Source organism: Cryobacterium breve (assembly GCF_027594785.1).
Taxonomy (GTDB): Bacteria; Actinomycetota; Actinomycetes; order Actinomycetales; family Microbacteriaceae; genus Cryobacterium; species Cryobacterium breve_A.
In genome coordinates, this window is sequence record NZ_CP075584.1 from 2,896,791 (window position 1) to 2,922,292 (window position 25,502).

The window sequence follows — 25,502 nt, forward strand, 5'->3', positions numbered from 1 at the left end:
TTCCAGAGAGATTCTCAGGAACGGCATAACTCCTGCAGATTTCCCCGAAATGGGCCAAAAACGCCCATTCTGCGGGGTCGGGCGAAAATTTGCAGGAGTTATGCTCCGTGCAGGCCGGAAAGCGGGGAATCAAGCATGGGTGTCCACGGTTGGAACGGACGATGAAAACTTTGCCGATCAACGTTCTCGACCTGGCCAGCCGCCCCGCGGGCGGCACCAACGCGGAGGCCGTGGCCGGCAGCATCCATTTGGCGCAGCGTGCGGAGGAGCTCGGCTACGACCGGTTCTGGGTGGCCGAGCACCACAACATGCCGGCGATCGCCTCAAGCGCGCCGCCCGTGCTGATCGCCGGGATCGCCGCGCGCACGACGCGGATCCGGGTGGGATCCGGCGGCGTGATGCTGCCCAACCATGCCCCGCTCGTCGTCGCCGAGCAGTTCGGCACCCTGCGCGCCCTCTACGGCGACCGGATCGACCTCGGGATCGGGCGCGCACCCGGAACCGACGGCGCGACCGCGCTCGCCCTGCGCCGCAGCGCGGAGGGGCTCGGCGTCGACGACTTCCCGCAGCAGCTCGTCGACCTGATCGGGTTCTTCCACGGCGGCATGGCGGCGGACAATCCGCTGCGCGGCATCACCGCATACCCCGGACTCGGCGACGCCCCCGAAATGTCGCTGCTCGGCTCGAGCGGCTTCAGCGCGCAGCTCGCCGGGGCGCTCGGGCTGCCGTTCACGTTCGCGCACCACTTCGCAGGCGAGCACACCGAGGAAGCCCTCGACCTGTACCGGGCGCACTTCGAGCCGAGTGCGTTCCTGGCCACCCCGCACGCGATGATCGCCGTCGGGCTGATCAGCGACGACGACCCCGAGGTCGTGCGCCGGGAGTCGTTGCCCGGGCTGATCACCTTCCTGCGGATGCGGCAGGGCAAGAAGCCCGCCCCGGTGTCGCTCGAGGAGGCGCTCGCGTACCGGTTCACCGAGTACGAGCTCACCTTTGTCGCCTCCCGGAACCGCCGCCAGGCCGTGGGCACCCCGGCCGAGGTGGATGCCCGGCTCACGGCGCTCCTCGACGCCACCGGGGCCGACGAACTCATGCTCAGTGCCCAGTCGGCGACACTCGCCGGGCGCATCCGCTCGCTCGAGATCGTGGCCGGCCTGCGGGAAGAGCCCGTCGAGCCGGTCGAGCCCGCCGCGGCATAGCGCGGTTGCGTGAGGTGTCGCATATCGAGGTTCCCCGGGCCTGCGAAGGTCGATATGCGACACCTCAGCACCGGTTCGGGCGTCGGCAGCGCGGCATAATACCCCTGTTCGGGCAAGAAACTGAGGGGTAGTCACGTCCCGCTGACCGGGCTTTACTGACTGGGCCGTCCCCACCCGAACAGGGGCGGCACGGGCAGGTTGCTATGGACGCGCCACACCACCGGTCGTGGTTCCGTCGCGCGGTCGGCGGGTGCGCCCGCGTCGCCGGCGCGGTGAGCCTCGTGCTCGTCGCGGCGACGCCCACGTTCGCGGCCGCCCGCATCACAGCGGATGCCCCCGCGCCCGACCCTGCTTCCGCGTCCGCCGGTGTCGCGCCCGGCTCCAGCACCGCCTCGGTCACGGGCTTCGCGCCGTCGGCCGCCGGGGCCCGCGCGACCGTTTCCACCTCGCCCGACTCCTCCGCCACGTCCGACTCCTCCGGCTCATCGGTCGGCGCTGGCTCGTCGGTCGGCGCCGGCGGGTCCGGCCGGTACGCGAACCTGCAACGGACCCCTTTCCGGTCGAGAGTGACCCTTGTACCGGTCACCCTCGACCGGAAAGGTGCCTCTCGCGGTCTCGTCGACTGGCAGTCCCCGCGGCAGGGGTTCCCCGGGGCGGTGGCTCGGCTCGCGTTCGGTACAACCCAGGCGACCGCGGCGCACGCGGAGCGGATCGCGGAATCGGCGCGCGTCGCCGAGGTCGCCCGGGTCGCGGAGGAAGCCCGGGTCGCGGAGGTCGCGCGGGTTGAGGAAGTGGCGCGGGTTGCAGAGGAGGTGCGAGTCGCGGAAGCCGCAGCCGTTGCTGCCGAGGCCGCACGGGTCGCCGCGGCCGCGCAGGCCGCCACGGAGGCGGAAGCGGCAGCATCCGCCGCCGCGCAGGGCGCGCCCACCTACACGAAGTACGTCTGGACCAGCGGCTGGCAGGCCGAGATCGACAGCTGCCAGGGTGCCGTCGACCTCAGCGGCAACTACGGAGTCGCGGTCATTGCCGAGCACTGGTCGTGCGGCGGGTCGCACTTCCCGGCGGACGGCACGATCATCGCGCTGACCGGCGTGCGGTCGGGCACCTACCGGGTCGGCCCGGTCGTCGCGATCCTCAACGCCAACACCGAACGCACCGACTCCATCCCGCGCGGCTACGACCTGCTCTACCAAACCTGCATCAACGGCTCGAACGCGACCATGTCGTTCACCGAGCTGACCCGCGTCGGCTGACCCGCCGCATCCGCCGGCTGGAGCTCACCGCCGGGTCGGCCCGCGGGGCGACCTTAGTTGAGCTGAGGTGTCGCATATCGAGGTTCCTGGGGCTTGCCAACGTCGATATGCGACACCTCACCGGGGGATGCACTAGCCACCGCCTCTCCCAAGCCGTGAAGTGTCGCATATCGAGGTTTAGGGGCTGCGGGAACCTCGATTTGCGACACCTCACGAGGGCGACGCTCGTGGCGGACCGGCCTGCCCCGATGACCAGCCGTGAGGTGTCGCATATCGAGGTTTAGGGGCTGCGGGAACCTCGATTTGCGACACCTCAGCGGGAGGAACGGCCACCACGACCCGTGTGCGCGGCTCCCTAACAAGGTGGGTAGTTCGCGCACAATGATCCGCTGTGTGCACAACGGCACCGGCAGTGGCCCGGCTGCGCATCCTCGTCGCATGACCAGTCGCATTCCTCTCCCGCCAGGCCTTGGCGATGGACCCTTCACGACGCGCGTCGCCGCCGAATTGGGCGTCGGTGAGGCGCGTCTCAGAGGCCCCGACCTCGCCCGTCCGTTCCACGGCGTGCGCTCACCGCAGTCCGCGGTCGCGCTCGGGCATCGCGCGCGAGCGTTACAGGCTCCGGCTTCCCGAGCCGGGGTTCTTCTGCTCGATCACGGCGGCGCTCATTCAGGGGATGCCGCTCTCACGACGGCATGAACGCACGCACGAGCCTGCACGTAGGGATGCCGTCACCGTTGCGCTCGAGCCGGTGTGTCGGGACGGTGGGGCACAAGTTCCTGATCGACCGGCGTGACCTCTGCGAGTGGAACGGCCTGCGGATGACGGCCCCGGTACGCACGTGGTGCGATCTCGCGACTGTTCTCGATCTGGAGGACCTCGTCGCGGCCGGCGACTACGTGATCAACACTGAATACGGGCTCGCAACATACTCAGAACTCGAGGCCGCTGCGAGGCGTCACCGCGGTCGGCGCGGCCGGGCGCGCCTGTTCGAAGCGCTGGGGCTGCTCTCCGACCGGTCGCGGTCACGGGCCGAGTCAATCATCCGGACCACGATCGTGCTCGCGGGCATCGAAGGGCTCGTCGTGAACCAGCCCATCGCGGATGCCCGGGGCGTCGTCATAGCCGAAGGCGACCTCTGTTTCCCTGCGCACCGGGTGATCTTCGAGTACCAGGGCGACTATCACCGAACCGAACCCGAACGATGGCGCAAGGATCAGACCCGCAAGGCCCGACTGGCCGCAGCGGGATGGACGGTCGTCGAGATCGCCGGCGACGAGCTCGAGAACCGACGGATGCTGCTGCAGATCATTCGGGACACCCTCGCGCTGCACCCCGCTCGCTGACCTGCGCGCATCCACTCGGTGAGGTGTCGCAGATCGAGGTTCCCGTGGCTTGCGAACGTCGATATGCGACACTTCACGAAGTTCAGGCGACGCGCCACATCCACTTGCGTGAGGTGTGTATTGTTCCTGCCTTGCCAGCTCGCAGTCGCAATTGTGCGCATCCACTTGGTGAGGTGTCGCAGATCGAGGTTCCCGTGGCTTGCGAACGTCGATATGCGACACTTCACGAAGCCAGGCGACCCGCCGCATCCGCCGGGGCAGACGCTACCGATATTGTTTAGTTAGCCTCACCAACTTCGCTTCGCCCTCACTGGCTTTGCGCGCACGGTACCAGGCCCCAGGCGACGTTCCAGTGCGTCGTCTGGCCGGCGATGCGCTCCGCATCGGCCATCGCCCAGCGAAGGAAAAAGGGCATGACGCAACCACCCAAGGCGCCGACCGGCGGTGACCCCGGAGGTCACGGCGACCCCGGGGATGGCGACGTCACGGACAGCCGGGCAGGAGCGACTCCCGCGGAGCTCGCGCGGGTTCTCCTCCTCGAGGCGGCGGCGATGGACCCGTACGCGGTCGTGCTCACGTCGATCGAGGACGGCCTCGGGCGGTGGCTTGAGGTGGGCACCGGTGACCACACCCGGGTGGCTTTTGCCGAGTCCGCTGAGTACATCTACCCGAGACACGTCGAAGCCCGGGGTGCGACGAACGCGACCGCTGTCGAGTTCATGGTGGAGAACGCGGCCGGTGACGAACGGCGCGCGGTCAGGCCGTACACGGTGGCCGTGGGGGACCGGCTCAGATTGGCGAACGACGTGCAGGTGTTCGAGTGGATCGACGCGAGCCTGAACGTCGGCCGATCATCTGAGCGCCCGCCGTTCAAGCGCCTGGCCATGTGGTGGTTGGTCAGCGCCGTGGCAACCGGTGCGACGATTTCCCTCTACGCACTCGCCGACGTGGGGGCCCACGTGGGCGGGTATCTCGGCGTCATTGCCGGTGCACTCGCGATCGTCTTCGGTGCCGCGGCGACTCTCCAATGGAACATCCGGGTCTCGGTGCGCAACCGGAGAGCGGCGTGCGCACACTGGCAGGTGGCACGGGACGTGCAGATCTCAGCGATCCACCCGCCGGAACCCGTCGACCCCGATGCCCAGGAAACGGTCGTCGGAGACGACACGCCTGAGCCGCTGGAACCCTCAGGGCCACCCGACGGGCGGATGCCGCCACACTAGAAGTGCGCGTCGACCCGCTCCTTCCTGACGCCCGCGCCGGTTTCGGCAGGCCGCACCCCGAAAGGGCGGCGGCGGTCTGCGGAAACCGGCGCGGAGGCGAGAGCGGATGCCGCCGCGCTAGAAGTGCGCGTCGACCCGCTTGGGCAGCACGAAGACGAGCAGCAGCGCCAGCACGCTGAACGCGGCGCTGACGGCCATCGCATCCGTCGCAGCGGTCGTGAACGCGGACGCGAGCGCGTCCTTGCCCGGACCGGTGACGACGAGGTTGCCGAAGAGTACGCTGCCGATCACGGCGATGCCGGTCGCGGCGCCGACCCGCTGCATCACGCCGACGACACCGCTCGCGGCGCCGGCCTCTGCGCGGTCGACGGTTGCGACGATGAACTGCGCGTTCGGAGCGATGAAGAACCCGCTGCCGAGGCCCGCGATGAGCAGCGGCGGCAGCAGCTCCCAGTTCGTGATCGAGGGGCCGATCAGGAGCAGGGCGAGGTAGATCCAGATCAGGCCGATGGTGACGAGAGTCACGCCGATCACGAGCACCGTGCGGCCGAGCCGCTGCGCGAGCCGGTTGCTCTGCGAGGCGCCGACGATGTTGCCGATGGCGAACGGGATCGAGACCAGCCCGGACTCGAGGGCGGTGTGGCCGAGGCCGGCCTGCCAGAGGATCGAGATCGTGAAGAAGATGCTCGTGAAAGCCGCGAAGTAGACGAGGGCGAGCACCACTCCACCGGAGAAGGCGGGGTGCGAGAAGAGGTGCGGCGGCACGAGGGGGCTCTTGCCGCGGCGGGTGTAGTTGACTTCCCAGGCGCCGAACGCGGCGAGGAGCAGCGCACCGCCGACGAGGGTGAGGTAGGTCCAGAGCGGCCAGCCCTGGTCCTGGCCCTCGATAAGCGGCACGAGCAGGGCGACGAGACCGCCGGAGAGCAGCACGAGTCCGACGAAGTCGATGCCCGAGCTTGCCTTGTTCGGGTCGCGCTCGGCGCCGGCGGGGAGCATGAACACGGCGGCGACGAGGGCCACGATGCCGATCGGGAGGTTGACCCAGAACACCAGGCGCCAGCCGTTCTCGTCGCCGAAGGCCTGGATGATCAGGCCGCCGAGGATCGGGCCGAGCGCGGTCGAGACGCCGATGACCGAGCCCATGATCGCGAAGGCCTTGCCGCGCGCCTGCGGCGGGAAGACGAGCTGGATCACGGCGGTGACGGCGGGCACGAAGATGCCGCCGGCGAGGCCCTGCACGACGCGGGCGATGATCATCTGGAGGTCGTTCTGCGCGAGGCCGCAGGCGAGGCTCGCGAGGGTGAAGAGCGCGAGGCCGGTGAAGAAGACCCACTTGTGGCCGATGCGGTCGCCGAGGCGCCCGGCGGGGATGAGCGCGAGGCCGAACGCGAGCGCGTACCCGGAGATGATCCAGGAGAGCGTCGCCTCGGAGGCGTTCAGACTCTCGCGGATGGTCGGCAGGGCCACATTCACGATCGTGGTGTCGAGCAGGGCCATGAACATGCCGGCGAGCAGCACGATCAGGGCCTGCCAGGCGTGGCGGGGGATCACGACGGGAGGGCGGGCGCCGGCGGTGCCGGGAGTGCCGGGAGTGCCGGGGGCGCCGGGCGTGCCGGAGCCGGAGCCGGTCCCGGTGGTGGTCGGAGCGTTGGTGTCTGACATGGTCAGTCGGCCTTTCGGGCTAGTTCGTCCGCGACGATGTCGGGGAGGACGGTGACGAGGTGTTCGTGCCAGGCGATCTCGGCACGCAGGCGGGCGGCCTTGTGTTGCATGACGAAGGCTTCGCTGGCGGTGAGATAGGGGAGGGCGTGGGCCGTGGTGGCCTCGGAATCGGTGAGCAGGGCGCGCAGGGCGAGCAGGCGCGCCTCGATCATCAGGGGGAGTTCGTCGAGTCGTTCAGGGTCGAGCCGGGTCATTGCGAGGTCGAACGGGTCGGGCTTGAGCACGATCGTGCGCAGCCCGTCGAGCCGGAGGGCCGCGAGGTCCCGGCCCCCGGCATCCGAGATCTCGTAGACCTGCCGCTCGGGGTAGTTGCCCTCGCGCTCGACGCGGGCCACGTGGATCAGCCCCTCGGTCGCGAGCCGCTTGATTGCGCCGTACACCGCGCCGACGGAGATATCCGTCCACATGTGCACGTGTTCCTCCTCGGCAAGCAGCCGCAGCTGGTGCCCGTGCATCGGCCCGCGCTCGGCGAGGGAGCCGAGGATGAACAGACGGATCGAGGACATGCGCTTACTCTCGCATGAGTAGTCGCGTGAGTCAAGGCCGTAAGTCGTCGCACTTCTCCAGCGGATGCCTGCCGCGCGCACAGCAGAAAACCCCCACTCTCGCGAGTGGGGGTTTTCTGTTTCTGTGTCTTGCTGTCGGGGTAACAGGATTTGAACCTGCGACCTCGTCGTCCCGAACGACGCGCGCTACCAAGCTGCGCCATACCCCGATGGCCCGTAAGCCTTGTCAAGTATAACCCCATGCACACGGATGCTCGGTGCACCCCCGAACGGACCCCGCGCAGGCCGCCGCGAGGCATCCGCTCTCGCCACCGCGCCGGTTTGCGCAGGCCGCTACCGCCGTTTCGGGCGCGGCCTGCCGAAATCGGCGCGAGCGCGGCCTACGCCGAGGCGGTCAGGGTCAGCAGGGTCGCCTCGGGCGGGCAGGCGAAGCGCACCGGGGCGTAGATCGAGGTGCCGAGGCCGGCCGAGACGTTGAGGTACGCGCTGCGGAGTCCGGATCCCCAGAGGCTGAGCCCCTTGACCTGCGACCGGGGAATGTCGCAGTTCGTGACGAGGGCGCCTAAGCCGGGCACGCAGACCTGGCCGCCGTGGGTGTGCCCCGCGAGGATCAGTTGCGCACCGTGGTTCACGAAGGAGGTGAGCACCCGGCGGTAGGGCGCGTGGGCGACGCCGATCGTGACCGTCGGCCGCGGCTCGCGGTGCTCCGCGGAGTCCGGCCAGGTCTCGTCGCCGAGCGGGTCGTCGCCGCGGAGGTCGTCCACGGCCCGGGTGATCAGGTCGAGGCGGTCGCGTCCGATGTGCGGGTCGTCCACGCCGAACAGCTCGAGGTGGGTGCCGTTGATGTCGAGCGCTTCCGCGGCGTTGTTGATGTCGTTCCAGCCGAGGTTCGCGAAGATCCCGTGCAGCCGGTCGGTGTCGAGCCGGTTCTGCGGGGCGGCCTTGAGCATCGACGGTCCGCCGAAGTACCGGAACGGGTTCTTCACCTGCGGTCCCCAGAAGTCATTGGACCCGTTGACGAAGATCCCGGGGATCCCCGCGAACGGCTCGAGCGTGTACGCGAGGGCGTCGAAGGCATCCGCGTGGCCGAGGTTGTCTCCGGTGTCGACGATGAGGTCGGGCTTCAGGGCAGCGAGCCCGCGCACCCACTCCTGCTTGTCCTTCTGCCAGGGGGCGAGGTGCAGGTCGGAGATGTGCAGCACGCGAATCGGTTTCGAGCCGGGGGCGAGCACGGGCACGGATGCCTCACGCAGGGTGAACATCCGGCGTTCGAGCAGAGACCCCCAGGCGAACGCACCGGCACCGACCGCGGTCAGCGCGCCTGTGCCGACGAGGAGGGCCTTGGCCCCGGTGCCGAGGGTGCTCATCCGCCGGCCTTGCCGTTGCCGTTCTTGTTGGCGGCGGCCGCGAGCTTTCCGATCGAGATCGTCACGGTGTCACCGGGCTTGGCGCCTGCACCGGCGGCCGGGCTCATCGAGACGACCTTGCCGACCTGTGCCGGGTCGGTCACGTCGACCTCATTCTTGACCACCGCGAAGTTGCCGAGCAGCGATCTCGCCTCAGCCTCGCTCTTGCCGACGACGTCGGGGACGACGATCTGCGAGGCGTTGCTGGTGTAGACCGTCACGCTCGAGCCACGGTTGGTGCTGGTTCCGCCGGCGGGGTCGGTCTTCGCGACCGTGCCTGCGGGAAGCTCGGAGTCGGTGATCCCGCCGTTCACGAACAGGAATCCGGCAGCCTCGAGTGTCGACTGGGCTTCGGTGATGCTCTTGCCGCGGAGGTCGGGGATCGGCACCTGGACGGCATTGACGATGGCACCGGACGCGACCGGGAAGGCGTCTCCGCCGTACTTGGCGTTCGCGACGCTCATCACGACCGGCCACATCCGGTGCCGGGCGGTGGCCGCGGTACCGCTGTCGAACCGGGTGTTGCGCTGATCGCGGTCTCCGGTGACGCTCATGACGCCGACGACCGTGGCGACCTTGGTCGTCGCACCGCTCATCCAGGTGTCCTTGTTGCCGTCTGTGGTTCCGGTCTTACCGATCATCGGCACCTTGGGGCTCGTAGCCGCGTTGGACGCAGTCGCCGTTCCCCGGGTCATGACCTGCTGCATCGCCGTCGTCATGCCTGCGGCGACGGCCGGATCGACGGACTGGGTGCACGAGCTGGCCGGCACCGGGATTGCGGCCCCGTCCGTGCCGGTGATGTGGTCGATCACGATCGGGCTGCAGGTGGTGCCCTTGTTGGCGATGCCGGCGAAGGCGACCGCCATGCTCAGCGGCGCGACCTCGTTGGTGCCGAGCACCGCGGAGGCACCCTGCTCGAGCGGGGCGCCGTCGGCCCGGGTCACGCCGAACGCCTCGGCGGTCTTGCGGATGCCGCACAGGTCGAGTTTCTTGGCCATGCCGATGAAGCCGGTGTTGATCGACCCGATCGTGGACTCAAGGGCGCTGTAGTTGGCGCCGGCTTCACCGGAGTCGTTCTTCGGGTTGTAGCCCGGGAAGCTCACCGTGCCACCAGTCGCGCAGCTGTCCCGGAAGGTACCCCAGTTGGCCTTGCGCCGAGAGTCGACCCGTTCGTTGAGGGAGTGCCCCTCGGTGAGCCACTCCGCGAGGGTGAAGACCTTGTACGTCGAGCCGGGCTGGAAGCCGCTCGAGCCGCCCTGGTCGATATTGGTGTTGTAGTTGATGCCGGTGTAGTTCGCTCCGGTCGCCTGGACGGCCGGGTCCTGGCTGTAGTCCTTGTTCTGCGTCATCGCGAGAACCTTGCCGGTGCCGACGCCGACGCTGACGATCACGCCACCGACGTCCCAGCCGGGGTAGGTATCGGGAACGTTGGCCTTCATCGTGGTCTCGGCGGCAATCTGCAGGTCCAGGTCGAGGGTCGTGTAGACGTTGTACCCGCCCCGGCGGAAGTTGGCCATCCGGGTGGTGTCGTCGGCTCCGAAAGTGGGGTCGTTCTGCAGGGTGTTCACGACGAGGTCGCAGAAGTACGCGCTGCCGCCGGCGGTCTGGCAGCCGGTCGAGGGCTCGTGGATGCTGGGCTCGATGGCCGAGGCGATCGCGGCATCGTGGTCGGCCTGGTTGATCTTGCCGTACTTCAGCATCTCGTCGAGGATGTAGTCGCGGCGGTCCTTGTTCGCGGCGTAGCCGTTCGCTGCACCGTTGGTCGCGCTGTCGGGCTGGTCGAGCTGGAACTTGACCGGGTTGTTCACGATCGCGACGAGGCTCGCCGCCTGCGGGAGCGTCAGCGTCGCCGCGGTCGAGCCGAAGTAGTACTCCGCCGCGGACTCGATGCCGTAGACGGTGCCGCCGAAGCCGGTGATGTTCAGGTATGAGCGGAGGATGTCGTCCTTCGCGTACTTCTTCTCCACGCCGATCGCGAGGCGCATCTCCTTGAGCTTGCGGTCGGGAGTGGTTGCCGTCGCCGCGTCATAGCAGTCCGACCTCTTCTGGGCATCCGTGAGCACTTCGCACTTCTGCACGAGGACGTTCTTCACGTACTGCTGGGTGATCGAGGAGCCACCGCGGGTTCCGCCGCCGGCGAGGGTCGAGACGAGGCCGCCGACGGTGCCCTGCAGGTCGACGCCGCCGTGGTCGTAGAACCGGGGGTCTTCACCGGAGGTCGCGGCGTCCTTGACGAACTGGTTGATCGCGTCCGACCCGACCTCGACGCGGTTCTGGTCGTAGAACGAGGCCAGAAGGGTCTGCGTTCCGTCACCCGTGGTCGCGTAGATGTTGCTCTTCTGCGAGAGCTGGTCGATCTTCAGGTAGTCCGGCAGATTCTCGAAGACATTGATCGTGTTCGTCGCGGCCATGCCCGACAAAGCGAGAGCGGGAGTGACCGCAGCCGTCACGAGAACACCGACGATTGCACTCATTCCAACGAAACCCAGGAGACCGCCCAGGGAGCCGCTGACCGTTCGATTTTTGGCAGACATACAATTGAGCGTAAGGGACAAATCTGTAAAATCGCCTGAATCGGAGTCTTATGCCTGCCTGGGAGTACCTCACCACCCCGCTGATGATCCACAACACCGCGGCCATTCTGAACAGCTGGGGATCGGACGGCTGGGAGCTCGTCCAGGTCGTACCCGGACCGGAGGGCGGGCTCGTCGCCTACCTCAAGCGTCCCGTTGTGAAAGAGGCCTGATCATGTCGATCATTGATGCTCGCCTCGCCGAACTCGGGATCGACCTGCCCAGCGTGGTTCCTCCGGTGGCGTCGTATGTTCCCGCCGTCATCTCCGGCAACCTGGTCTTCACCTCCGGCCAGCTGCCGATGGTGTCCGGCGTGCTGCCGGAGACCGGCAAGGTCGGCGACGGCCACGGACTCGTGCCCGCAGCGGACGCCCAGGAGTACGCCCGCCTGTGCGCGCTCAACGCGCTCGCGGCGATCAAGGCCGTGATCGGGTCGCTCGACCGCATCACGCAGGTCGTCAAGGTCACCGGCTTCGTCGCATCCGACCCCGCGTTCACCGGCCAGCCCGGAGTCGTCAACGGGGCATCGCAGGTGCTTGGCGAGATCTTCGGCGACCGCGGCGTGCACGCCCGCTCGGCGGTCGGCGTCGCCGTGCTGCCGCTCGACTCGCCCGTCGAGGTGGAGCCATCATCGTCTCCTTCGCCTAGCCCGTTTTTCTCTAACGAATTCGACGGAGTTTTTGGGTTTTGAGTACGTAGGAGCGCGTTTTAAGCGCTTTCCGGACAAAATCTCCGTCGAATTGGTGAGGGGCCGGTCACTACTCGGCGAGGGCGCGGTCGTTTTCGGGGGCGCGGGCTGCGAGGTCAGCGGATGCCGCGGCATCCGCCTGCCTGCCGCCGCGCCCGCGAAGCGCCCCGGCCTTCTCGCTCGCCCACCGGCCCGTCCAGGTCGCGAGGCGCTGCGCGGGCAGCTCGACCCACAGGTACATCAGCTGCGCGAGCACGAGGCTGAGCGGCACGGAGACGAGCGCGCCGAGCCACCAGCGGCCCGGTCCGAACATCGTGCCGAAGGCGACGACGACCGGGAAGTGCACGAGGTAGAGGCTGAAGCTCACCGTGCCGAGCCAGACCAGCGGCCGGGCGGAGAGCGGGCGCTGCAGCGGAGGCCACAGTGCGACGACGGCGACGACGAGCACGGCGCCGGGCACCCGCAGCGCGAGGGTCAGGTCGCCCCAGAGCCCGCTGAGTTGCGGGCGGAGCAGCCAGTGCGACACGAGCAGGGCTGGGCCGAGGGCGGTGAGCCCGATCCAGACGGCGGTGCCCCCGCGTCGCGCGGCGACCCGGGCGGCCCAGGTGCGCAGGGACTCGTAGTTCGCGGCGAGCAGGGCGCCGAGGCCGAACGCGGGCAGGTACATCAGCGGTTCGATGCCGGTGACGTACCCGGTCGCACTCACGGCGAGGAAGGCAGCGGCCCAGAGCGCGGGCAGCCGGCGCGTCGCGACGGCGAGCAGCACGCAGATCGGCAACAGAAGCGAGAACCACATCTCCCAGGTCAGCGACCAGAGGGGCGGGTTGACGTCCGGCCGGCCGGAGCCGCCGATGACGCTCGCCTCACCGAGCAGGTTGGGGAGGCCGATGTCGGGGCTGTCCTGCCGCTTGAGCCAACTGCCGCCGACGTCGATGCCCGTGCGCGGCACGAGCAGGATCCACGCCGCGGCGAGGGCGACGGACACGACGACGGGGATCGCCAGGCGGATGATGCGGCGCGGGTAGTACGCGACCCAGTCGTAGCCGGTGCCGATGGCTCGGGCTGCGAGGGGGAGCGCACAAGCACGAAGCCGCTCAGCACAAAGAAGACGAGCACGAACTCGGGGCCTGCAACGAGGAACTTGAGCGGGGTCAGGGTCGACCACCAGCCCGCCGAACCGGTGTTCACGCCGACAGTGGACTGGTAGGCGGCGGCGATGCCGGGAGCGGTCATCGAGACGTGGTGCACGAGCACGATGCCGGCCGCGACACCGCGGAGGGCATCGAGGGCGACCAGGCGTCCGGACGAGGGAAGGCGAGGCATTGTCCCCACGATAGGGGGGCCGCTTGTGAAAACCCTCACTGCCCCCTCGTCCGGCGCCGATGCGCCTACTTCAGGGTGCTCTTGATCACCTGCATCACCGAGGTGTCGGCGAGGGTCGTCGTGTCGCCGATTTCGCGGCCCTCTGCGACATCCTGTAACAGGCGGCGGATGATCTTGCCCGAGCGGGTCTTCGGCAGGCTCGTTCACGATGAAGATCTGCCGCGGACGCGCGATCGCGCCGATCTGCTGCGCCACGTGCGCCCGCAACACCGCCTGGATGTCCTCGTGCGAGCTCTCCTCGAGGTGGCTGTACTTGATGATCACGAACGCGACGACGGCCTGGCCGGTCGTCTCGTCGTGCGCGCCGACCACAGCCGCCTCGGCCGTCATCGGGTGCGACACGAGCGACGACTCGATCTCCGCGGTCGAGAGCCGGTGCCCGGAGACGTTCATCACGTCGTCGACCCGGCCGAGCAGCCAGATGTCGCCGTCCTCGTCGAGACGGGCGCCGTCGCCGGCGAAGTAGCGCGGGTTCTCCTCGCCGAACTTCTCCCAGTACGTTTCGATGAACCGCTCGGGGTCGCCCCAGATGCCGCGGAGCATGGACGGCCAGGGTTCGGTGACGACGAGCAGCCCGCCGTTGCCGTGCCCGACGTGCACGCCGGCCTCGTCGAGCACGTCGATCGACACCCCGGGGATCGGCACCTGCGCGGCGCCCGGCTTCGCGACGGTGACCCCGGGAAGCGCGGAAATCATGATCGCGCCGGTCTCGGTCTGCCACCAGGTGTCCACAACCGGGGCGACATTGCCGCCGATCACTTCGCGGTACCACATCCACGCTTCAGGGTTGATCGGTTCGCCGACCGAGCCGAGCAGCCGCAGGCTCGACAGGTCGAAACCCTGCGGAATCTGGCGGCCGAGCTTCATGAACGTGCGGATCGCGGTGGGCGCCGTGTAGAGGATGCTGACCTTGTACTTCTCGACGATCTCCCACCAGCGGCCCGGGTGCGGGGTGTCCGGGGTGCCCTCGAAGAGCACCTGCGTTGCCCCGTTGGCGAGCGGGCCGTAGGTCACGTAGCTGTGACCCGTGATCCAGCCGACGTCCGCGGTGCACCAGTAGACATCCGTTTCGGGGTGCAGGTCGAAGACGTTCTTGTGCGTGAAGGCGACCTGGGTGAGGTAGCCGCCGCTCGTGTGCAGGATGCCCTTGGGCTTGCCGGTCGTGCCCGAGGTGTACAGGATGAACAGCGGATTCTCGGCGGGGAAGCCCTCGGCCTCGTGCTCCGCGTCGACGCTCGCGAGCTCGTCGTGCCACCACAGGTCGTGGTCGGTCCACTCCACGTCGTTGCCGGTGCGCTTGACGACGAGCACGTTGCGCACGGTCGTCGGCGTGCCGGACAGTGCCATGTCGACCGCGGGCTTGAGGGGCGTGACCCGGCCCTTGCGGTAGCCGCCGTCCGCGGTGATCACGAGCACGGCGTTCGCGTCGTCGATCCGGGAGCGCAGGCTCTCGGCGCTGAAGCCGCCGAAGATGACCGAGTGAACCGCACCGAGGCGGGCGACGGCGAGCATCGAGATCACGGCCTCGGGGATCATCGGCAGGTAGATCGCGACCCGGTCCCCGGCCTGCACACCGAGCTTTGTCAGCACATTCGCAGCTCGCTTCACCTCCGCCGTCAACTCGGCATAGGTGATCGCGCGGGAGTCGCCGGGCTCGCCCTCGAAGTAGAGCGCGACCCGGTCGCCATGGCCCGCGAGCACGTGCCGGTCGAGGCAGTTCCAGGCCACATTGATGTGCCCGTCCTCGAACCATTTCGCGAACGGCGGGTTGGTCCAGTCCAGCACTTTGGTGAACGGCTTGTGCCAATGCAGCAGGCTGCGGGCCTGATCGGCCCAGAATTCGAGGCGGTCGTCCGCGGCATCCGTGTAAAGCTGCGAAGTGCCGACGGCGTGGTCCGCGAACTCGGCACTCGGTGCGAACCTGCGGGTTTCGTTGAGAAGGTGGTCGATCTGAACGCTCATAGCTTGTCGCTCCTTTGCGATGACGGCCGGGTGCGTAACAAGCCCCTCGTGCACCATACCCTGAGGATCCGCGAACCCACGTTGCGGGGAATTGCGGAGCGGCTCCCTCCGCGCCGAACGCGCCGCGATCGCCGCAAGACCCCCTGGATAGGGGCCACGGAATCGTGTCCTCATTTATGAGGACACGGGGGACTTGCGCATCTGGATTTTCCTTATACACTTAGACACGTCCGAACGAAAGTTTTGACCTGCATCACGTTTGGTTCCCCCCAATCAGCGTGATGCCGAGGCGGCACCTGTTCCCCCAATAGGTGCCGCCCCCTTTTTTAACGACTCGGCGGTTGTGTGGCCGGTCGACGGCCCCTCCTGCACCGCTGCCGCGCTGGACGAATTGTCCACAGTCTTCGCGGCGGCCCCGGTCAATCGCTCGTCACGGCCTACCGTCGGGGCATGGTGCAACCGTTCATCGCCGTCCCGTCGCTCAGCCGTGAGCGGATGCCGGGCGCCCCCGGCACGGGGGAGCCCGCGTCGGTGGCGCGGTCGCTGCCCGGGCGGGACCTCTCCGAACTGGGCGCACTCGCGCGGTACGCGGCATCCACCGGCGTGACCGACCTGTTCGTGAACGGCGAGGCCGGCCTGTGGGTCGACGCGGGCCTCGGCCCGGTGCGGGAGCCGGGCTGGCGGAGCGCCGAGGCGGAGGTCAGAGCGCTCGCCGTGCGGTTGATCGCGCTCGGCGGCCGGCACATCGACGAGGCGAGCCCGTGCGTCGATGTGCGGCTCTCCGACGGCATCCGCGTGCACGCCGTGCTGCCGCCGGTGTCGAGTACGGGCACCCTGCTCTCGATCCGGCTGCCGCGGCCCGACCGGCCGAGACTGGCCGCGCTCGCCGCCGCGGGGCTCTGCGGCTCCGGGGCGGCCGGCCAGGCGCTCACGGCGCGCCTGCGCGCCGCCGTGCAGGGCCGGGAGAACCTGCTCGTGACCGGGGCGGCGGGAAGCGGCAAGACGACCCTGCTGGCTGCGCTCCTCGGCGAGGCGCCGCCGGGGGAGCGCATCGTCGTCATCGAGGACGTCGCCGAGCTTCGCATCGAGCACCCGCACGTTGTGGCGCTCGAGTCGCGGCAGCCGAATCTCGAGGGCGCCGGCCGGGTCGGCCTCGATGCGTTGCTGCGCGAGGCGCTGCGGATGCGCCCGGACCGGCTGGTGCTCGGTGAGTGCCGTGGCGGCGAGCCTGCGCGAACTGCTCGCCGCCCTCAACACCGGGCATGACGGCGGGGCGGGCACCCTGCACGCGAATTCGCTGGGCGACGTGCCCGCCCGGCTCGAGGCCCTCGGGGCGCTCGCCGGGATGAGCCAGGCGGCCGTCGCCCGGCAGACGGTCAGCGCGATCGGCCTTGTGCTGCACCTCGAGCGCCGCGGCGGCTCGCGGAGGATCGCCCAGCTCGGGCGATTCGAGCTCGACGCCCGGGGGCTCCTTGTCACCGTGCCTGTTGCCGTGCCGGTCGTCCCGTGATGCGCCGGCGTGAGGCCGACTCGGCGGCGCGTGTGGGCCGTGCGCCGCGTGCGGATGCCGGGAGGCATCGTCGCGGGACGGGGCGCCGCCGGGCTCGCCGAGACCCGCGACGGGACGTCGACATCGAGCACGCGGCCCGGATCGTGCAGCGGCTGGCCGTTCTCCTCTCGGCGGGGGTGTCGCCCGTGACCGCGTGGGGATATCTGGACGACGACACCGGCCCGGACGCCTCTCGTGTTGTCCCGCTCGGTACCCATCAAAGGCGACCTTGCGCGAACCGCCCCGGTGCCGATGGGCCGGCCGTGGGCATCCGTGTCGTGAGGGCCGCCGGTCTCGCGGCAGGCCGTGGAGACAGCGTCGCGGAGGCCATTGCGGGGGAGGCGCGGGCCGTGGGCGGGCAGCCGGGAGACGCCTGGTTCGCTGTCGCCGCCGCCTGGGAGGTGGCGACGCGGTCAGGGGCGCCGCTCGCCGCGTGCCTGCGTCAACTCGCGGCCAGCCTGCGCGACCTCGGCCAGCTGCACGCCGACCTCGAGACGGCGCTCGCCGGACCGGCCGCGACCGCGCGGCTGGTCGCCGTCCTGCCGCTCGTCGGGATCGCCTTCGGCGGCCTGCTCGGGTTCAACACTGTCGCGACGCTGTTCCTCACGGTACCGGGCTGGTTGTGTCTCGGAAGCGGTGCCGGACTCATGCTCGCGGGGAGCGTGTGGAATCGCCGGCTGCTGCGGCGGGCACGGGCACGGGCCCCGACGCCGGGTCTCGAACTCGACCTGACCGCGATCGCGATGAGCGGCGGCGGTTCGGTCGAACGCGCCCAGGCTCTGGTGACGGAGGCGCTCGGTCGGTATCTCCCTGCCGACGGTGTCCGGCGCACCGCCGGCGACCGGGTGCTGGACCTGGCGGTGCGCGCCGGCGTGCCCGCCGCCGAGCTCCTGCGCAGTGAAGCCGACCAGCAGCGCCGCGACGCCCGCACAGAGGGCCAGCGGCGGGTGATTGCGCTTGGGATGGCCCTGCTGGTTCCCCTCGGGTTATGCGTACTCCCGGCCTTCATGCTGCTCGGCGTGGTCCCGCTCCTCGTCACGGTGCTGTCGACGACACTGTCGGAGTTCTAGCCGCTGGCGTCCGGACACGACAGAGCCAGACCAGAGTGTACGGCCCGTTCAGAGGCGAATCGCGGTCCGCTCAGCGCTGTCTGACGAGTCGGTGGCGCGCCACGCGTAAAGAACAGCAAGCGCGCAGACGATCGCGAAGGTGATTGAGCCGATGATCCACAGCGGCATGGGCCCGATGGGGAGACCCCACCACCACTCGACGTTCTTATCGAGGTTCGGCCAGAAGACGTCGAGCCCCGTCGTGAACCGGCGGAGGGTGAACCACTGGATGGTGAGGTTGCTGAGAATCGCAGCGGTGGCAACGAGCACCATATGCACACGCCCCAGTCCGGCACTGGCACTGCGGAAGCCCAGAAGGCTGACTCCGGCAAGAATGATCAACAACGGATAGAGATACCGCGACTGCACCTGTTGCCCGACAAGGATATGGTCGCGCATGAGCCACACCATCGGCAGCAGCACCAGCAGGCCGATGATCATCGCCAAACTGAGACCCTTCCTGACGCTGAGCCGCCGCAGGCCGAGAAAGACGACGCCGCCGAACGCGAGCATCACAGGGAACCACACGAGGCCCGGCGCACCGGCGTCGAGCGACGGCGTGCGTCCGGCAACGGGCGTACCGAAAGCACCGGCCCAGAGCTCTGGCAGCCGGATCAGGTTGTTCCAGAACAGATCTGCCCAACCGCCTGGCACGCTGCCCTCCGGGCTGGAGATGTTCTCCCCCACCAGATTGACCGCTCTCGTCTGGCCTGAGGTGAGATAGCCCACGCCGGCGAGTGCCACGAGTGCGATCGGGAACACGGCGCGGCGCACGAAGGCGCGCGTCCGTTCGGCCTTGAGCACACCGACCAGCACGATCGCCACAACCGCGTACGCCGCGGAGTCGGCCCGTGAGCCGGCGCCGATGACCGTGGAGACCAACGCGAGCGCAGCGAGGCCGATCTGGCGGCCCCGAGTCTCAGCCTCAAAGAATCCCAGTATCGCCAGCCACAGGGTCGAGGCAGACAGAACTCCCCAGCCGCTGGGGTTGACGCTGGCGATCAGGAACACGCCGAAGGGCACGAGAGTGGCCAGCGTTGCCCACACCAGGAGCCCGCGACGGGCGCGGGGGAGCAGGAGGAACAGCAGCGACATCATCACCACGTAGAGCAAAGAGTTGAATGCACGCATCAAGAGCACCGACAGGGAGATGTTGGTGCCCGCGAAAATGCTCATCGTGGCATAGAAGACCGGCGGGTAGACGCCGACGAAGTTTCCCCGGTCCGTGTCCGTCAAGACCGATGACGGTGTAGCGGGGCACGAGGCAGACTGTCCCGGAAGGTGAGTGAAGCACTGGCTCGCGACGATCAGCTGGAGCGGGACTTGCCGATGTGCGTCGTCAGATCCTGCTTCGCAGAGGCCGTCCCGGAGTCCGGCACCGCACCACGAGCTGGCGAGGTGGAAGTCTTCGTCTGCGCCGGAGCCGACCGGCGACGACGCACTCCAGGACAGAAGCGCGACGAGCAGAGTGATGGGTGCCAGGCAATACGCAACGATCCGCAGAATCTTGCTGCGTCGCTCAGTCATGTAGATCCGATCATTTCGTGCCGAAAGCGGATGCCGGGCGCAGGAACTGAATCTACTACGGGCTCGCGCTCGGTCGGACGACCCGTGCGCCGGTGCCGCCTAACGAGCCTGTCGGGTTGTACAGGTCACCTGAGCCGGCCGGTACCCGCATAGGGCACACGAAAAAGAGCCGGACCCGAGGGCCCGGCTCTTTCGAAGTCACGGTAAATCTGTCCAGCTGCTCTAGTCCTTGCGCTCCGGACGAGCTTTCTTGTCGGCGCGTTTTTCCTTCAGAGTCTTCGCTGCGGCAGTCTTGCCGGTGCTCTTCTTAGGGGATTTGTCTGCCATCAGCGCCTCGTTCCCCGGACCCTGGTGGGTGCCGTTGGGAAGACACTACGCTCATCTTTCGCCAAAGGTAACCCCTTTCTCAAATTGGTCTCCGGGGACCACAAATCGGGTCCCAGAATCGTCCCGCGTCTTTCCGCGAGAGTACGATTTTGGCCCTTAAACCGCCGTTTTAAGGGCCGAAATCGTACTCTCGCGGAAGCTGTGCGGGGTGCGCGGGTCCTCAACGGGACCGGGTCGGGCGGGGTTCTGCACGGATCTCGGACGGAAGCCGGCACCGGCGACCGGCGGGGCGAATCTGGACTCGATCGTGCCGCCGGACTACCGCGTCGCTGGACGCGAGAGGAGAAGAACCGATGCCGAGCACCACAGCAACGTCCCACGACCAGACCGGGTCCGTGCCCGCCCTGCGCGTCTCAGAGCCGCCGGTCTCGGAGGGCGCGCTTCCGCCGAAACCGAGAAGGCGGGTCTCCGGCCTGGCCGACGTTGCGGCGGGCGCGGTGCCGCACGGCATCGTGCGCACCCGAACTGTGCCCACCAACACGACGCGCGCCCTGCGACGGCTGCGCGACGAGGCGGGCGCCGCGACCGCCGAGTATGTGATCGCGACGATGGCGGCCGTCGGCTTCGCGGGGCTGCTCATCCTCATCCTGCGGGGAGACGAAGTGCGCGGCATCCTCACCGAGCTGGTGCGCCATGCCCTCACGGTGGGGTAGCCGGGGAGGTGCGGCCCGCGCCGCCTGCCGAGCCGGGTCCCGTGCTGCGATGTCCCGTGCCGCGATGTCCCGTGCCGCGATGTCCCGTATCGCAGGGAGCAGCGTCTCGGGGGAGCGCGGCAGTGTCACGGCCGAGTTCGCCGCCGTCATTCCGGCCGTGCTCCTCGTGCTGCTGCTCTGCCTCGGCGGGGTGCAGGTCGGCGGCCAGCAGGTCCGGCTGGCGGATGCCGCGGCCCAGGCCGCCCGGTCCCTCGCCCGGGGCGACGGGCTCGACCACGCAACCAGCCTGGCTCGTCAACTCGTCGGCGACGCGGTCGTCTCGGTGGACCAGCGGGGCTCTGCGGTGTGCGCCCGGCTGAGCGCGCCCGCCGCGCTCGGGATCACCGTGACGGCGGGCTCCTGCGCGCTCGGCGGCGCGACGTGACGCGCATCCGTTCGTCGGGCGCGAGCGTTCGCTGCGCCGGCACCGGTCAGTACGGGCGCTCGCCCCTCCGTGTGGGCAGCGGCGACGGCGACGGCGAGCGCGGCTCCGGCTCGGTGCTTGCCGTGGGTGTGATTGGGGCGGTTGTGCTGCTGACGGTGATGTTGCTCCCGGTCCTGGCGGTGTTCGTCGTCGGCCAGACCGTGCGGGCGGCGGCGGATGCCGGGGCGCTCGCCGCAGCGGACACGCTGTCGGGACTCGTGGCCGGGGTGCCCTGTCAGGCCGCGGCCGAGATCGCGGCACTCGACGGGGCATCCGTGGAGCTCTGCACAACGGCCGGCCCGATCGCGAGCGTCACGGTCACCCGGGAATTTCTCGGCTGGACTCTGAGGGCGCACGCCCGGGCCGGTCCACCGGGTTCGGCGGGAGACTCGCCGTCGCCCGGGATCGCTCCAGGAGGAGGCGCCGGATCAGTCGAAAAGGGCCTCGAGGTAGCGGTAGTCGACGGCCGTCGGTCGCTCGGGAAATTCGGTGGAGTCGAACTCCAGACCCGCTCCCCGGGTATAGAGGTAGCGCTTGCCACCGGACTCCGCGGGAATCTCCAGACGAGGCCGGATATCGCCCGTGTCGAGGAATTCGGTGGTGATCGTTTTGCCTTCGAGGGGGCCGTCCGTAAGCTTCGCGGTGTACGTGCCCGTAGCTGCTGTACCCATGCCTCCATTGTCCTCACCAAGGCGAGGCTGGCAAGCCCCAAAGCCCTGTGTGACGTGTGGCCGATTAGGTGGGCACCATCTTTCTGTGTGTATGGTGTGCCTTGGCCCTTCAACGGGCCGATACCTATAAAGAGGAGTCTGGTGCCAGGCACTAAGAAGCTGGTCATTGTCGAATCGCCGACAAAAATGAAGTCGATCGCCGCGTATCTCGGCGACGGCTACGAGGTCCTGTCCTCGGTCGGCCACATTCGGGACCTGATCGAGCCAAAAAACCTGCCCCCTGAATTGAAGAAGGGGCCCCTCGGCAAGTTCTCCGTCGACGTCGACAACGGCTTCGAGCCGTACTACGTCGTCTCCGACGCCAAGAAGAAGACCGTCGCCGAACTCAAGCGGGCGATGAAGACGGCCGACGAACTCCTGCTCGCAACTGATGAGGACCGCGAAGGCGAGGCCATCGCCTGGCACCTGCTGCAGGTCCTCCAGCCCAAGGTTCCCGTCAAGCGCATGGTGTTCCACGAGATCACCAAGGAAGCGATCCTCAAGGCGAAGGACAACACCCGCGACCTCGACACGGCCCTCGTCGATGCGCAGGAGACGCGGCGCATCCTCGACCGCATCTACGGTTACGAGATTTCCCCCGTGCTCTGGCGCAAGGTCGGCCCCGGCCTGTCCGCCGGCCGTGTGCAGTCCGCTGCGACCCGCCTCGTCGTCGACCGCGAACGCGAACGCCTCGCCTTCGTCTCCGCCGGCTACTGGGACCTCTCGGCCCAGCTCGCTTCCGGTGCCGCAACGACGGATGCCGCCTTCCAGGCCAAGCTCGTGCGCCTCAACGGTGAGCGCATCGCCTCCGGCGGCGACTTCGACGACCTCGGTCGTCTCAAGCCCAAGGTCACGGCGACGACGCTCGACGAGGCATCCGCCCTCGCCCTCGCCGACGCGCTGAAGGATCCCCACGTCGCGATCACCGTGACCAAGGTCGCGTCCAAGCCGTACCGCCGCAGCCCCGCCGCCCCGTTCACGACGTCGACCCTGCAGCAGGAAGCGGCACGGAAGCTGCGCTTCACCGCCCGGCAGACCATGAGCGTGGCCCAGTCGCTCTACGAGAACGGCTACATCACCTACATGCGTACCGACTCGCCGTCGCTCTCGCAGCAGGCGATCAACGCCGCCCGCAACCAGGCGTCCTCGCTGTATGGCCCCGAGACGGTGCCTGCCCAGCCGCGCCTCTACAAGGGCAAGAGCAAGAACGCGCAGGAGGCCCACGAGGCGATCCGTCCCTCGGGCGACACGTTCCGCACGCCCTCCTCGCTCGCGAACACCATCCGCGGCAACGACTTCCGCCTCTACGACCTGATCTGGAAGCGCACCGTCGCCTCGCAGATGGCCGACGCGACCGGTTCGACCGCATCCGTCACCATCGCGGCCGGCCCGACCGGCGTCTCGCCGCACCCCGCGGCGTCCGGCGTTCTCGCCGAGTTCTCCGCGAGCGGCACGGTGATCACCTTCCGCGGCTTCATGCTCGCCTACGAGGAATCCCGCGACGAAGAGCGCAACGCGCCCACCGACCCGACCGAGTCCAAGCTGCCGCCGCTCGAAGAGGGCCAGTCGCTGTCCCTGCTCGAGGTCGAGGCCAAGGGCCACGAGACCACCCCGGCCGCCCGGTACACCGAGGCGAGCCTCGTCAAGAAGCTCGAAGAGCTCGGCATCGGCCGTCCGTCCACGTATGCCTCGATCATCTCCACGATCACCGACCGCGGCTACGTCACCCCGCGCGGCCAGTCGCTCGTGCCGAACTGGATCGCCTTCTCCGTGGTGCGCCTGCTCGAGGAGTACTTCACCGACCTCGTCGAGTACGACTTCACCGCCGAGATGGAAGACGACCTCGACCGCATCGCCGACGGCAAGGCCGACCGCGTCGACTGGCTCAACAGTTTCTACTTCGGCTCGGAGAAGCACCGCGGTCTCCGCCAGGTCGTCGACAACCTCGGCGAGATCGATGCCCGTTCGATCAACTCGATGCCGATCGGCGATGACATCACCCTCCGCATCGGCAAGTACGGCCCCTACCTCGAGGTCATCGACCCCGCTGCCGCAGCGGATGCCCCGCCGCGCCGGGTGAACATCCCGCCGGACCTCGCACCCGACGAACTGACGCCCGCGAAGGCACGTCAGCTCATCGATGCGCCTGTCGTCATCGACCGCGTCATCGGGGTCAACCCGGAGACCGGCAAGAACATCGTCGCCAAGGACGGCCGGTTCGGTCCATACGTCACCGAGCTCGACCCGGCACCCGCCGAGCCCGTCGTCGTCGAACTCGTCGAGACCCAGACCGAGTCCGCCGGCGAGACCATCGACCCGCTCACCGGTGAAGTGACCCAGCTGGTCGACGCCGGAGCTCCCGCAGCGAAGCCCAAGCGCAAGCCGGCCGCGAAGAAGATCGCCCTCGCGGACAAGCCGCGCACCGCGTCGCTGTTCAAGTCGATGGACCTCGCCACGATCGACCTCGAGACCGCGCTCCGGCTGCTCGACCTCCCGCGCATCGTCGGCCTCGACCCCGAAACGCAGACCGAGATCACCGCCCAGAACGGCAAGTTCGGCCCCTACCTGAAGAAGGGCGTCGACACCCGTTCGCTCACGAGCGAAGACCAGATCTTCGAGATCGACCTGCCCGGAGCGGTCGAGCTGTACAGCCAGCCCAAGTACGGCGCGCGTCGCGCCTCGAGCGCCCTGAAGGAATTCGAGACGCCCGACCCGGACAGCGGCAAGGCGATCAAGATCAAGGATGGCCGTTTCGGCGCGTACGTCACCGACGGCGTCACGAATGCGACGATCCCGAAGGCCGAGACGGTCGAGGAGATCGACTTCGACCGGGCCGTACAGGCTCCTCGCCGACAAGCGCGCCAAGGGACCGGCGGTCAAGAAGGCGCCCGCCAAGAAGGCCCCGGCCAAGAAGCCGGTCGCCAAGAAGCCGGCCGTGAAAGCTGCGGCCGTCAAGAAGCCCGCCGTGAAGAAGGCCACCGCCGCGAAGACCACCGCCGCGAAGACCACGGTCACCAAGACCGCCGTCCGCAAGCCGGCCGTCACCAAGACGGGGACCTCCACCAAGACCGCGACGACCAGGACTGCAGCGACGAAGACGCCCGCGGGTTCGACCACCCAGTCGTGACCGTGCCAGACGTGACCGGGGCAGCCTCCACCGAGGCCGCCCCGAGCGGTCAGGCCCCGACCGGTCAGGCCCCGACCGGTCTCTTCATCACGCTCGAAGGCGGTGACGGGTCCGGCAAGTCCACCCAGGCCCGGCTGCTCGCCGAGTGGCTCGGCGAGCAGGGCCGTACGGTGCTGCGCACCCGGGAGCCCGGCGGCACCGTCGTCGGCGTCGAAATTCGGGAGATCGTGCTGCACCACACCGGCGAGGTGTCCCCGCGCGCCGAGGCCCTGCTGTATGCGGCTGACCGCGCCCAGCACATCGCCACGGCCGTGCGTCCGGCGCTCGCCCGCGGCGAAGTGGTGGTCCAGGACCGCTACCTCGACTCATCCGTCGCCTACCAGGGTGCGGGGCGGGTGCTCGGCGCCGCCGAGATCCGCGACCTGTCGCTCTGGGCTGCGGAAGGGCTGCTGCCCGAGCTGACCATCCTGCTCGACCTTGATGAGACCGTCGCGCGCGGCCGGCTCGACGCCGCCAACAAGCGTTTCGACCGCCTCGAGGCCGAGAAGGGCGACTTCCACCGCCGGGTTCGTGCCGCGTTCCTTGACCTCGCCCGCGCAGAACCCGACCGGTTCCTGGTCGTGGATGCCGCGAGCCCGGTCGACGAGATCGCCGCCGCGATCCGCGCCCGCATCGCACCCCTCCTCTGACACCGCAGGCCTCTGGGCGGGATGTCA

General features: G+C 68.8%; 17 protein-coding genes, 1 tRNA gene and 5 pseudogenes. 13 read left to right on the top strand and 10 right to left on the bottom strand.

All coding sequences use genetic code 11. From position 1 onward, the window contains the following. The first annotated feature begins 161 nt into the window (after positions 1-161). The 4 genes from KIV56_RS14145 (at position 162) to KIV56_RS14160 (ending at position 5,021) form a co-directional block, all read left to right on the top strand. Entirely contained in the window at positions 162-1,199 is a 1,038-nt protein-coding gene (locus tag KIV56_RS14145; protein ID WP_281533948.1) for an LLM class flavin-dependent oxidoreductase, read from the top strand. A 203-nt stretch (positions 1,200-1,402) separates the two neighbouring features. Continuing rightward, positions 1,403-2,452, top strand: coding sequence for a hypothetical protein (locus KIV56_RS14150; RefSeq protein WP_281533949.1), 1,050 nt, complete (start codon positions 1,403-1,405; stop codon positions 2,450-2,452). Between the two features lie 695 nt (positions 2,453-3,147). Further along, positions 3,148-3,798: a DUF559 domain-containing protein gene (locus KIV56_RS14155; RefSeq protein ID WP_281533950.1), complete on the top strand. Its 651-nt coding sequence runs from the start codon at positions 3,148-3,150 to the stop codon at positions 3,796-3,798. A gap of 413 nt (positions 3,799-4,211) precedes the next feature. Next, the gene (locus KIV56_RS14160) at positions 4,212-5,021 is read left to right on the top strand and encodes a hypothetical protein (RefSeq protein ID WP_281533951.1); all 810 of its coding nucleotides are present in this window, start codon (positions 4,212-4,214) and stop codon (positions 5,019-5,021) included. A gap of 117 nt (positions 5,022-5,138) precedes the next feature. Here KIV56_RS14160 and KIV56_RS14165 read toward each other — a convergent pair whose 3' ends face one another. The 5 genes from KIV56_RS14165 to KIV56_RS14185 form a co-directional block, all read right to left on the bottom strand. Further along, positions 5,139-6,683, bottom strand: a complete 1,545-nt coding sequence (locus KIV56_RS14165) for a DHA2 family efflux MFS transporter permease subunit (RefSeq protein WP_281533952.1) — start codon at positions 6,681-6,683, stop codon at positions 5,139-5,141. A gap of 2 nt (positions 6,684-6,685) precedes the next feature. Beyond that, positions 6,686-7,249: a PadR family transcriptional regulator gene (locus KIV56_RS14170; protein ID WP_281533953.1), complete on the bottom strand. Its 564-nt coding sequence runs from the start codon at positions 7,247-7,249 to the stop codon at positions 6,686-6,688. Positions 7,250-7,384: 135 nt separating this feature from the next. Next, a tRNA-Pro gene (locus tag KIV56_RS14175) sits at positions 7,385-7,458 on the bottom strand. A 171-nt stretch (positions 7,459-7,629) separates the two neighbouring features. Beyond that, complete coding sequence (locus tag KIV56_RS14180) at positions 7,630-8,616, bottom strand: metallophosphoesterase (protein ID WP_281533954.1); 987 nt, start codon at positions 8,614-8,616, stop codon at positions 7,630-7,632. Further along, on the bottom strand, positions 8,613-11,129 hold the full coding sequence (locus KIV56_RS14185; protein ID WP_281533955.1) for a transglycosylase domain-containing protein: 2,517 nt from the start codon (positions 11,127-11,129) through the stop codon (positions 8,613-8,615). The genes KIV56_RS14180 and KIV56_RS14185 overlap by 4 nt, the downstream gene beginning before the upstream one ends. Positions 11,130-11,239: 110 nt before the next feature. On the opposite strand from KIV56_RS14185, the gene KIV56_RS14190 reads away from it, so the two are divergent. Both KIV56_RS14190 and KIV56_RS14195 read left to right on the top strand, forming a co-directional pair. Further along, a complete protein-coding gene (locus KIV56_RS14190) occupies positions 11,240-11,401 on the top strand; it encodes a DUF4177 domain-containing protein (RefSeq protein ID WP_166787392.1) in 162 nt (53 codons plus the stop codon). A 2-nt stretch (positions 11,402-11,403) separates the two neighbouring features. Next, positions 11,404-11,919 (top strand): RidA family protein, encoded by a 516-nt coding sequence (locus tag KIV56_RS14195; RefSeq protein WP_281533956.1) that lies wholly within the window; start codon positions 11,404-11,406, stop codon positions 11,917-11,919. Positions 11,920-11,986: 67 nt separating this feature from the next. Here KIV56_RS14195 and KIV56_RS14200 read toward each other — a convergent pair whose 3' ends face one another. Together KIV56_RS14200 and acs are read right to left on the bottom strand one after the other, a co-directional pair. Beyond that, positions 11,987-12,901, bottom strand: coding sequence for an acyltransferase family protein (locus KIV56_RS14200; protein WP_281536164.1), 915 nt, complete (start codon positions 12,899-12,901; stop codon positions 11,987-11,989). 403 nt (positions 12,902-13,304) lie between these two features. After that, positions 13,305-15,261 (bottom strand): annotated as a pseudogene (gene acs / locus KIV56_RS14205) (acetate--CoA ligase). 495 nt (positions 15,262-15,756) lie between these two features. Here acs and KIV56_RS14210 point away from each other — a divergent pair. Continuing rightward, positions 15,757-16,771: pseudogene (locus KIV56_RS14210) on the top strand (TadA family conjugal transfer-associated ATPase). A gap of 32 nt (positions 16,772-16,803) precedes the next feature. Next, positions 16,804-17,880, top strand: a complete 1,077-nt coding sequence (locus tag KIV56_RS14215; protein ID WP_281533957.1) for a hypothetical protein — start codon at positions 16,804-16,806, stop codon at positions 17,878-17,880. A 48-nt stretch (positions 17,881-17,928) separates the two neighbouring features. Here KIV56_RS14215 and KIV56_RS14220 read toward each other — a convergent pair whose 3' ends face one another. Then, positions 17,929-19,446, bottom strand: coding sequence for a DUF2142 domain-containing protein (locus tag KIV56_RS14220; protein ID WP_281533958.1), 1,518 nt, complete (start codon positions 19,444-19,446; stop codon positions 17,929-17,931). A gap of 839 nt (positions 19,447-20,285) precedes the next feature. Between KIV56_RS14220 and KIV56_RS20535 the strand changes: the two genes are divergently transcribed. Together KIV56_RS20535 and KIV56_RS14230 are read left to right on the top strand one after the other, a co-directional pair. Further along, complete coding sequence (locus KIV56_RS20535; RefSeq protein WP_432432640.1) at positions 20,286-20,486, top strand: DUF4244 domain-containing protein; 201 nt, start codon at positions 20,286-20,288, stop codon at positions 20,484-20,486. A 49-nt stretch (positions 20,487-20,535) separates the two neighbouring features. Then, complete coding sequence (locus tag KIV56_RS14230; RefSeq protein ID WP_281533960.1) at positions 20,536-20,910, top strand: TadE family type IV pilus minor pilin; 375 nt, start codon at positions 20,536-20,538, stop codon at positions 20,908-20,910. 46 nt (positions 20,911-20,956) lie between these two features. Here KIV56_RS14230 and KIV56_RS14235 read toward each other — a convergent pair whose 3' ends face one another. Next, positions 20,957-21,154 (bottom strand): hypothetical protein, encoded by a 198-nt coding sequence (locus KIV56_RS14235; protein ID WP_281533961.1) that lies wholly within the window; start codon positions 21,152-21,154, stop codon positions 20,957-20,959. On the opposite strand from KIV56_RS14235, the pseudogene KIV56_RS20540 reads away from it, so the two are divergent. After that, positions 21,066-21,260 (top strand): annotated as a pseudogene (locus KIV56_RS20540) (Rv3654c family TadE-like protein); the annotation flags it as partial. The gene KIV56_RS14235 and the pseudogene KIV56_RS20540 sit on opposite strands and share 89 nt — an antisense overlap. Before the next feature lie 117 nt (positions 21,261-21,377). Here KIV56_RS20540 and KIV56_RS14240 read toward each other — a convergent pair. Continuing rightward, on the bottom strand, positions 21,378-21,620 hold the full coding sequence (locus KIV56_RS14240; RefSeq protein ID WP_281533962.1) for a hypothetical protein: 243 nt from the start codon (positions 21,618-21,620) through the stop codon (positions 21,378-21,380). 141 nt (positions 21,621-21,761) lie between these two features. On the opposite strand from KIV56_RS14240, the pseudogene topA reads away from it, so the two are divergent. Continuing rightward, positions 21,762-24,786: pseudogene (gene topA, locus KIV56_RS14245) on the top strand (type I DNA topoisomerase). A gap of 89 nt (positions 24,787-24,875) precedes the next feature. Beyond that, positions 24,876-25,475: pseudogene (gene tmk, locus KIV56_RS14250) on the top strand (dTMP kinase); the annotation flags it as partial. Between the last annotated feature and the right edge of the window lie 27 nt (positions 25,476-25,502).

What these genes read in the sequence shown, in the direction of transcription:
- KIV56_RS14185 (WP_281533955.1), bottom strand. Translation starts at nt 11,129, where the DNA reads ATGAGTGCAATCGTCGGTGTTCTCGTGACGGCTGCGGTCACTCCCGCT.
- KIV56_RS14190 (WP_166787392.1), top strand. Translation starts at nt 11,240, where the DNA reads ATGCCTGCCTGGGAGTACCTCACCACCCCGCTGATGATCCACAACACC.
- KIV56_RS14220 (WP_281533958.1), bottom strand. Translation starts at nt 19,446, where the DNA reads ATGACTGAGCGACGCAGCAAGATTCTGCGGATCGTTGCGTATTGCCTG.
- KIV56_RS14165 (WP_281533952.1), bottom strand. Translation starts at nt 6,683, where the DNA reads ATGTCAGACACCAACGCTCCGACCACCACCGGGACCGGCTCCGGCTCC.
- KIV56_RS14155 (WP_281533950.1), top strand. Translation starts at nt 3,148, where the DNA reads ATGAACGCACGCACGAGCCTGCACGTAGGGATGCCGTCACCGTTGCGC.
- KIV56_RS14195 (WP_281533956.1), top strand. Translation starts at nt 11,404, where the DNA reads ATGTCGATCATTGATGCTCGCCTCGCCGAACTCGGGATCGACCTGCCC.
- KIV56_RS14145 (WP_281533948.1), top strand. Translation starts at nt 162, where the DNA reads ATGAAAACTTTGCCGATCAACGTTCTCGACCTGGCCAGCCGCCCCGCG.
- KIV56_RS14170 (WP_281533953.1), bottom strand. Translation starts at nt 7,249, where the DNA reads ATGTCCTCGATCCGTCTGTTCATCCTCGGCTCCCTCGCCGAGCGCGGG.
- KIV56_RS14240 (WP_281533962.1), bottom strand. Translation starts at nt 21,620, where the DNA reads ATGGGTACAGCAGCTACGGGCACGTACACCGCGAAGCTTACGGACGGC.
- KIV56_RS14150 (WP_281533949.1), top strand. Translation starts at nt 1,403, where the DNA reads ATGGACGCGCCACACCACCGGTCGTGGTTCCGTCGCGCGGTCGGCGGG.
- KIV56_RS14230 (WP_281533960.1), top strand. Translation starts at nt 20,536, where the DNA reads ATGTCCCGTGCCGCGATGTCCCGTGCCGCGATGTCCCGTATCGCAGGG.
- KIV56_RS14160 (WP_281533951.1), top strand. Translation starts at nt 4,212, where the DNA reads ATGACGCAACCACCCAAGGCGCCGACCGGCGGTGACCCCGGAGGTCAC.
- KIV56_RS14180 (WP_281533954.1), bottom strand. Translation starts at nt 8,616, where the DNA reads ATGAGCACCCTCGGCACCGGGGCCAAGGCCCTCCTCGTCGGCACAGGC.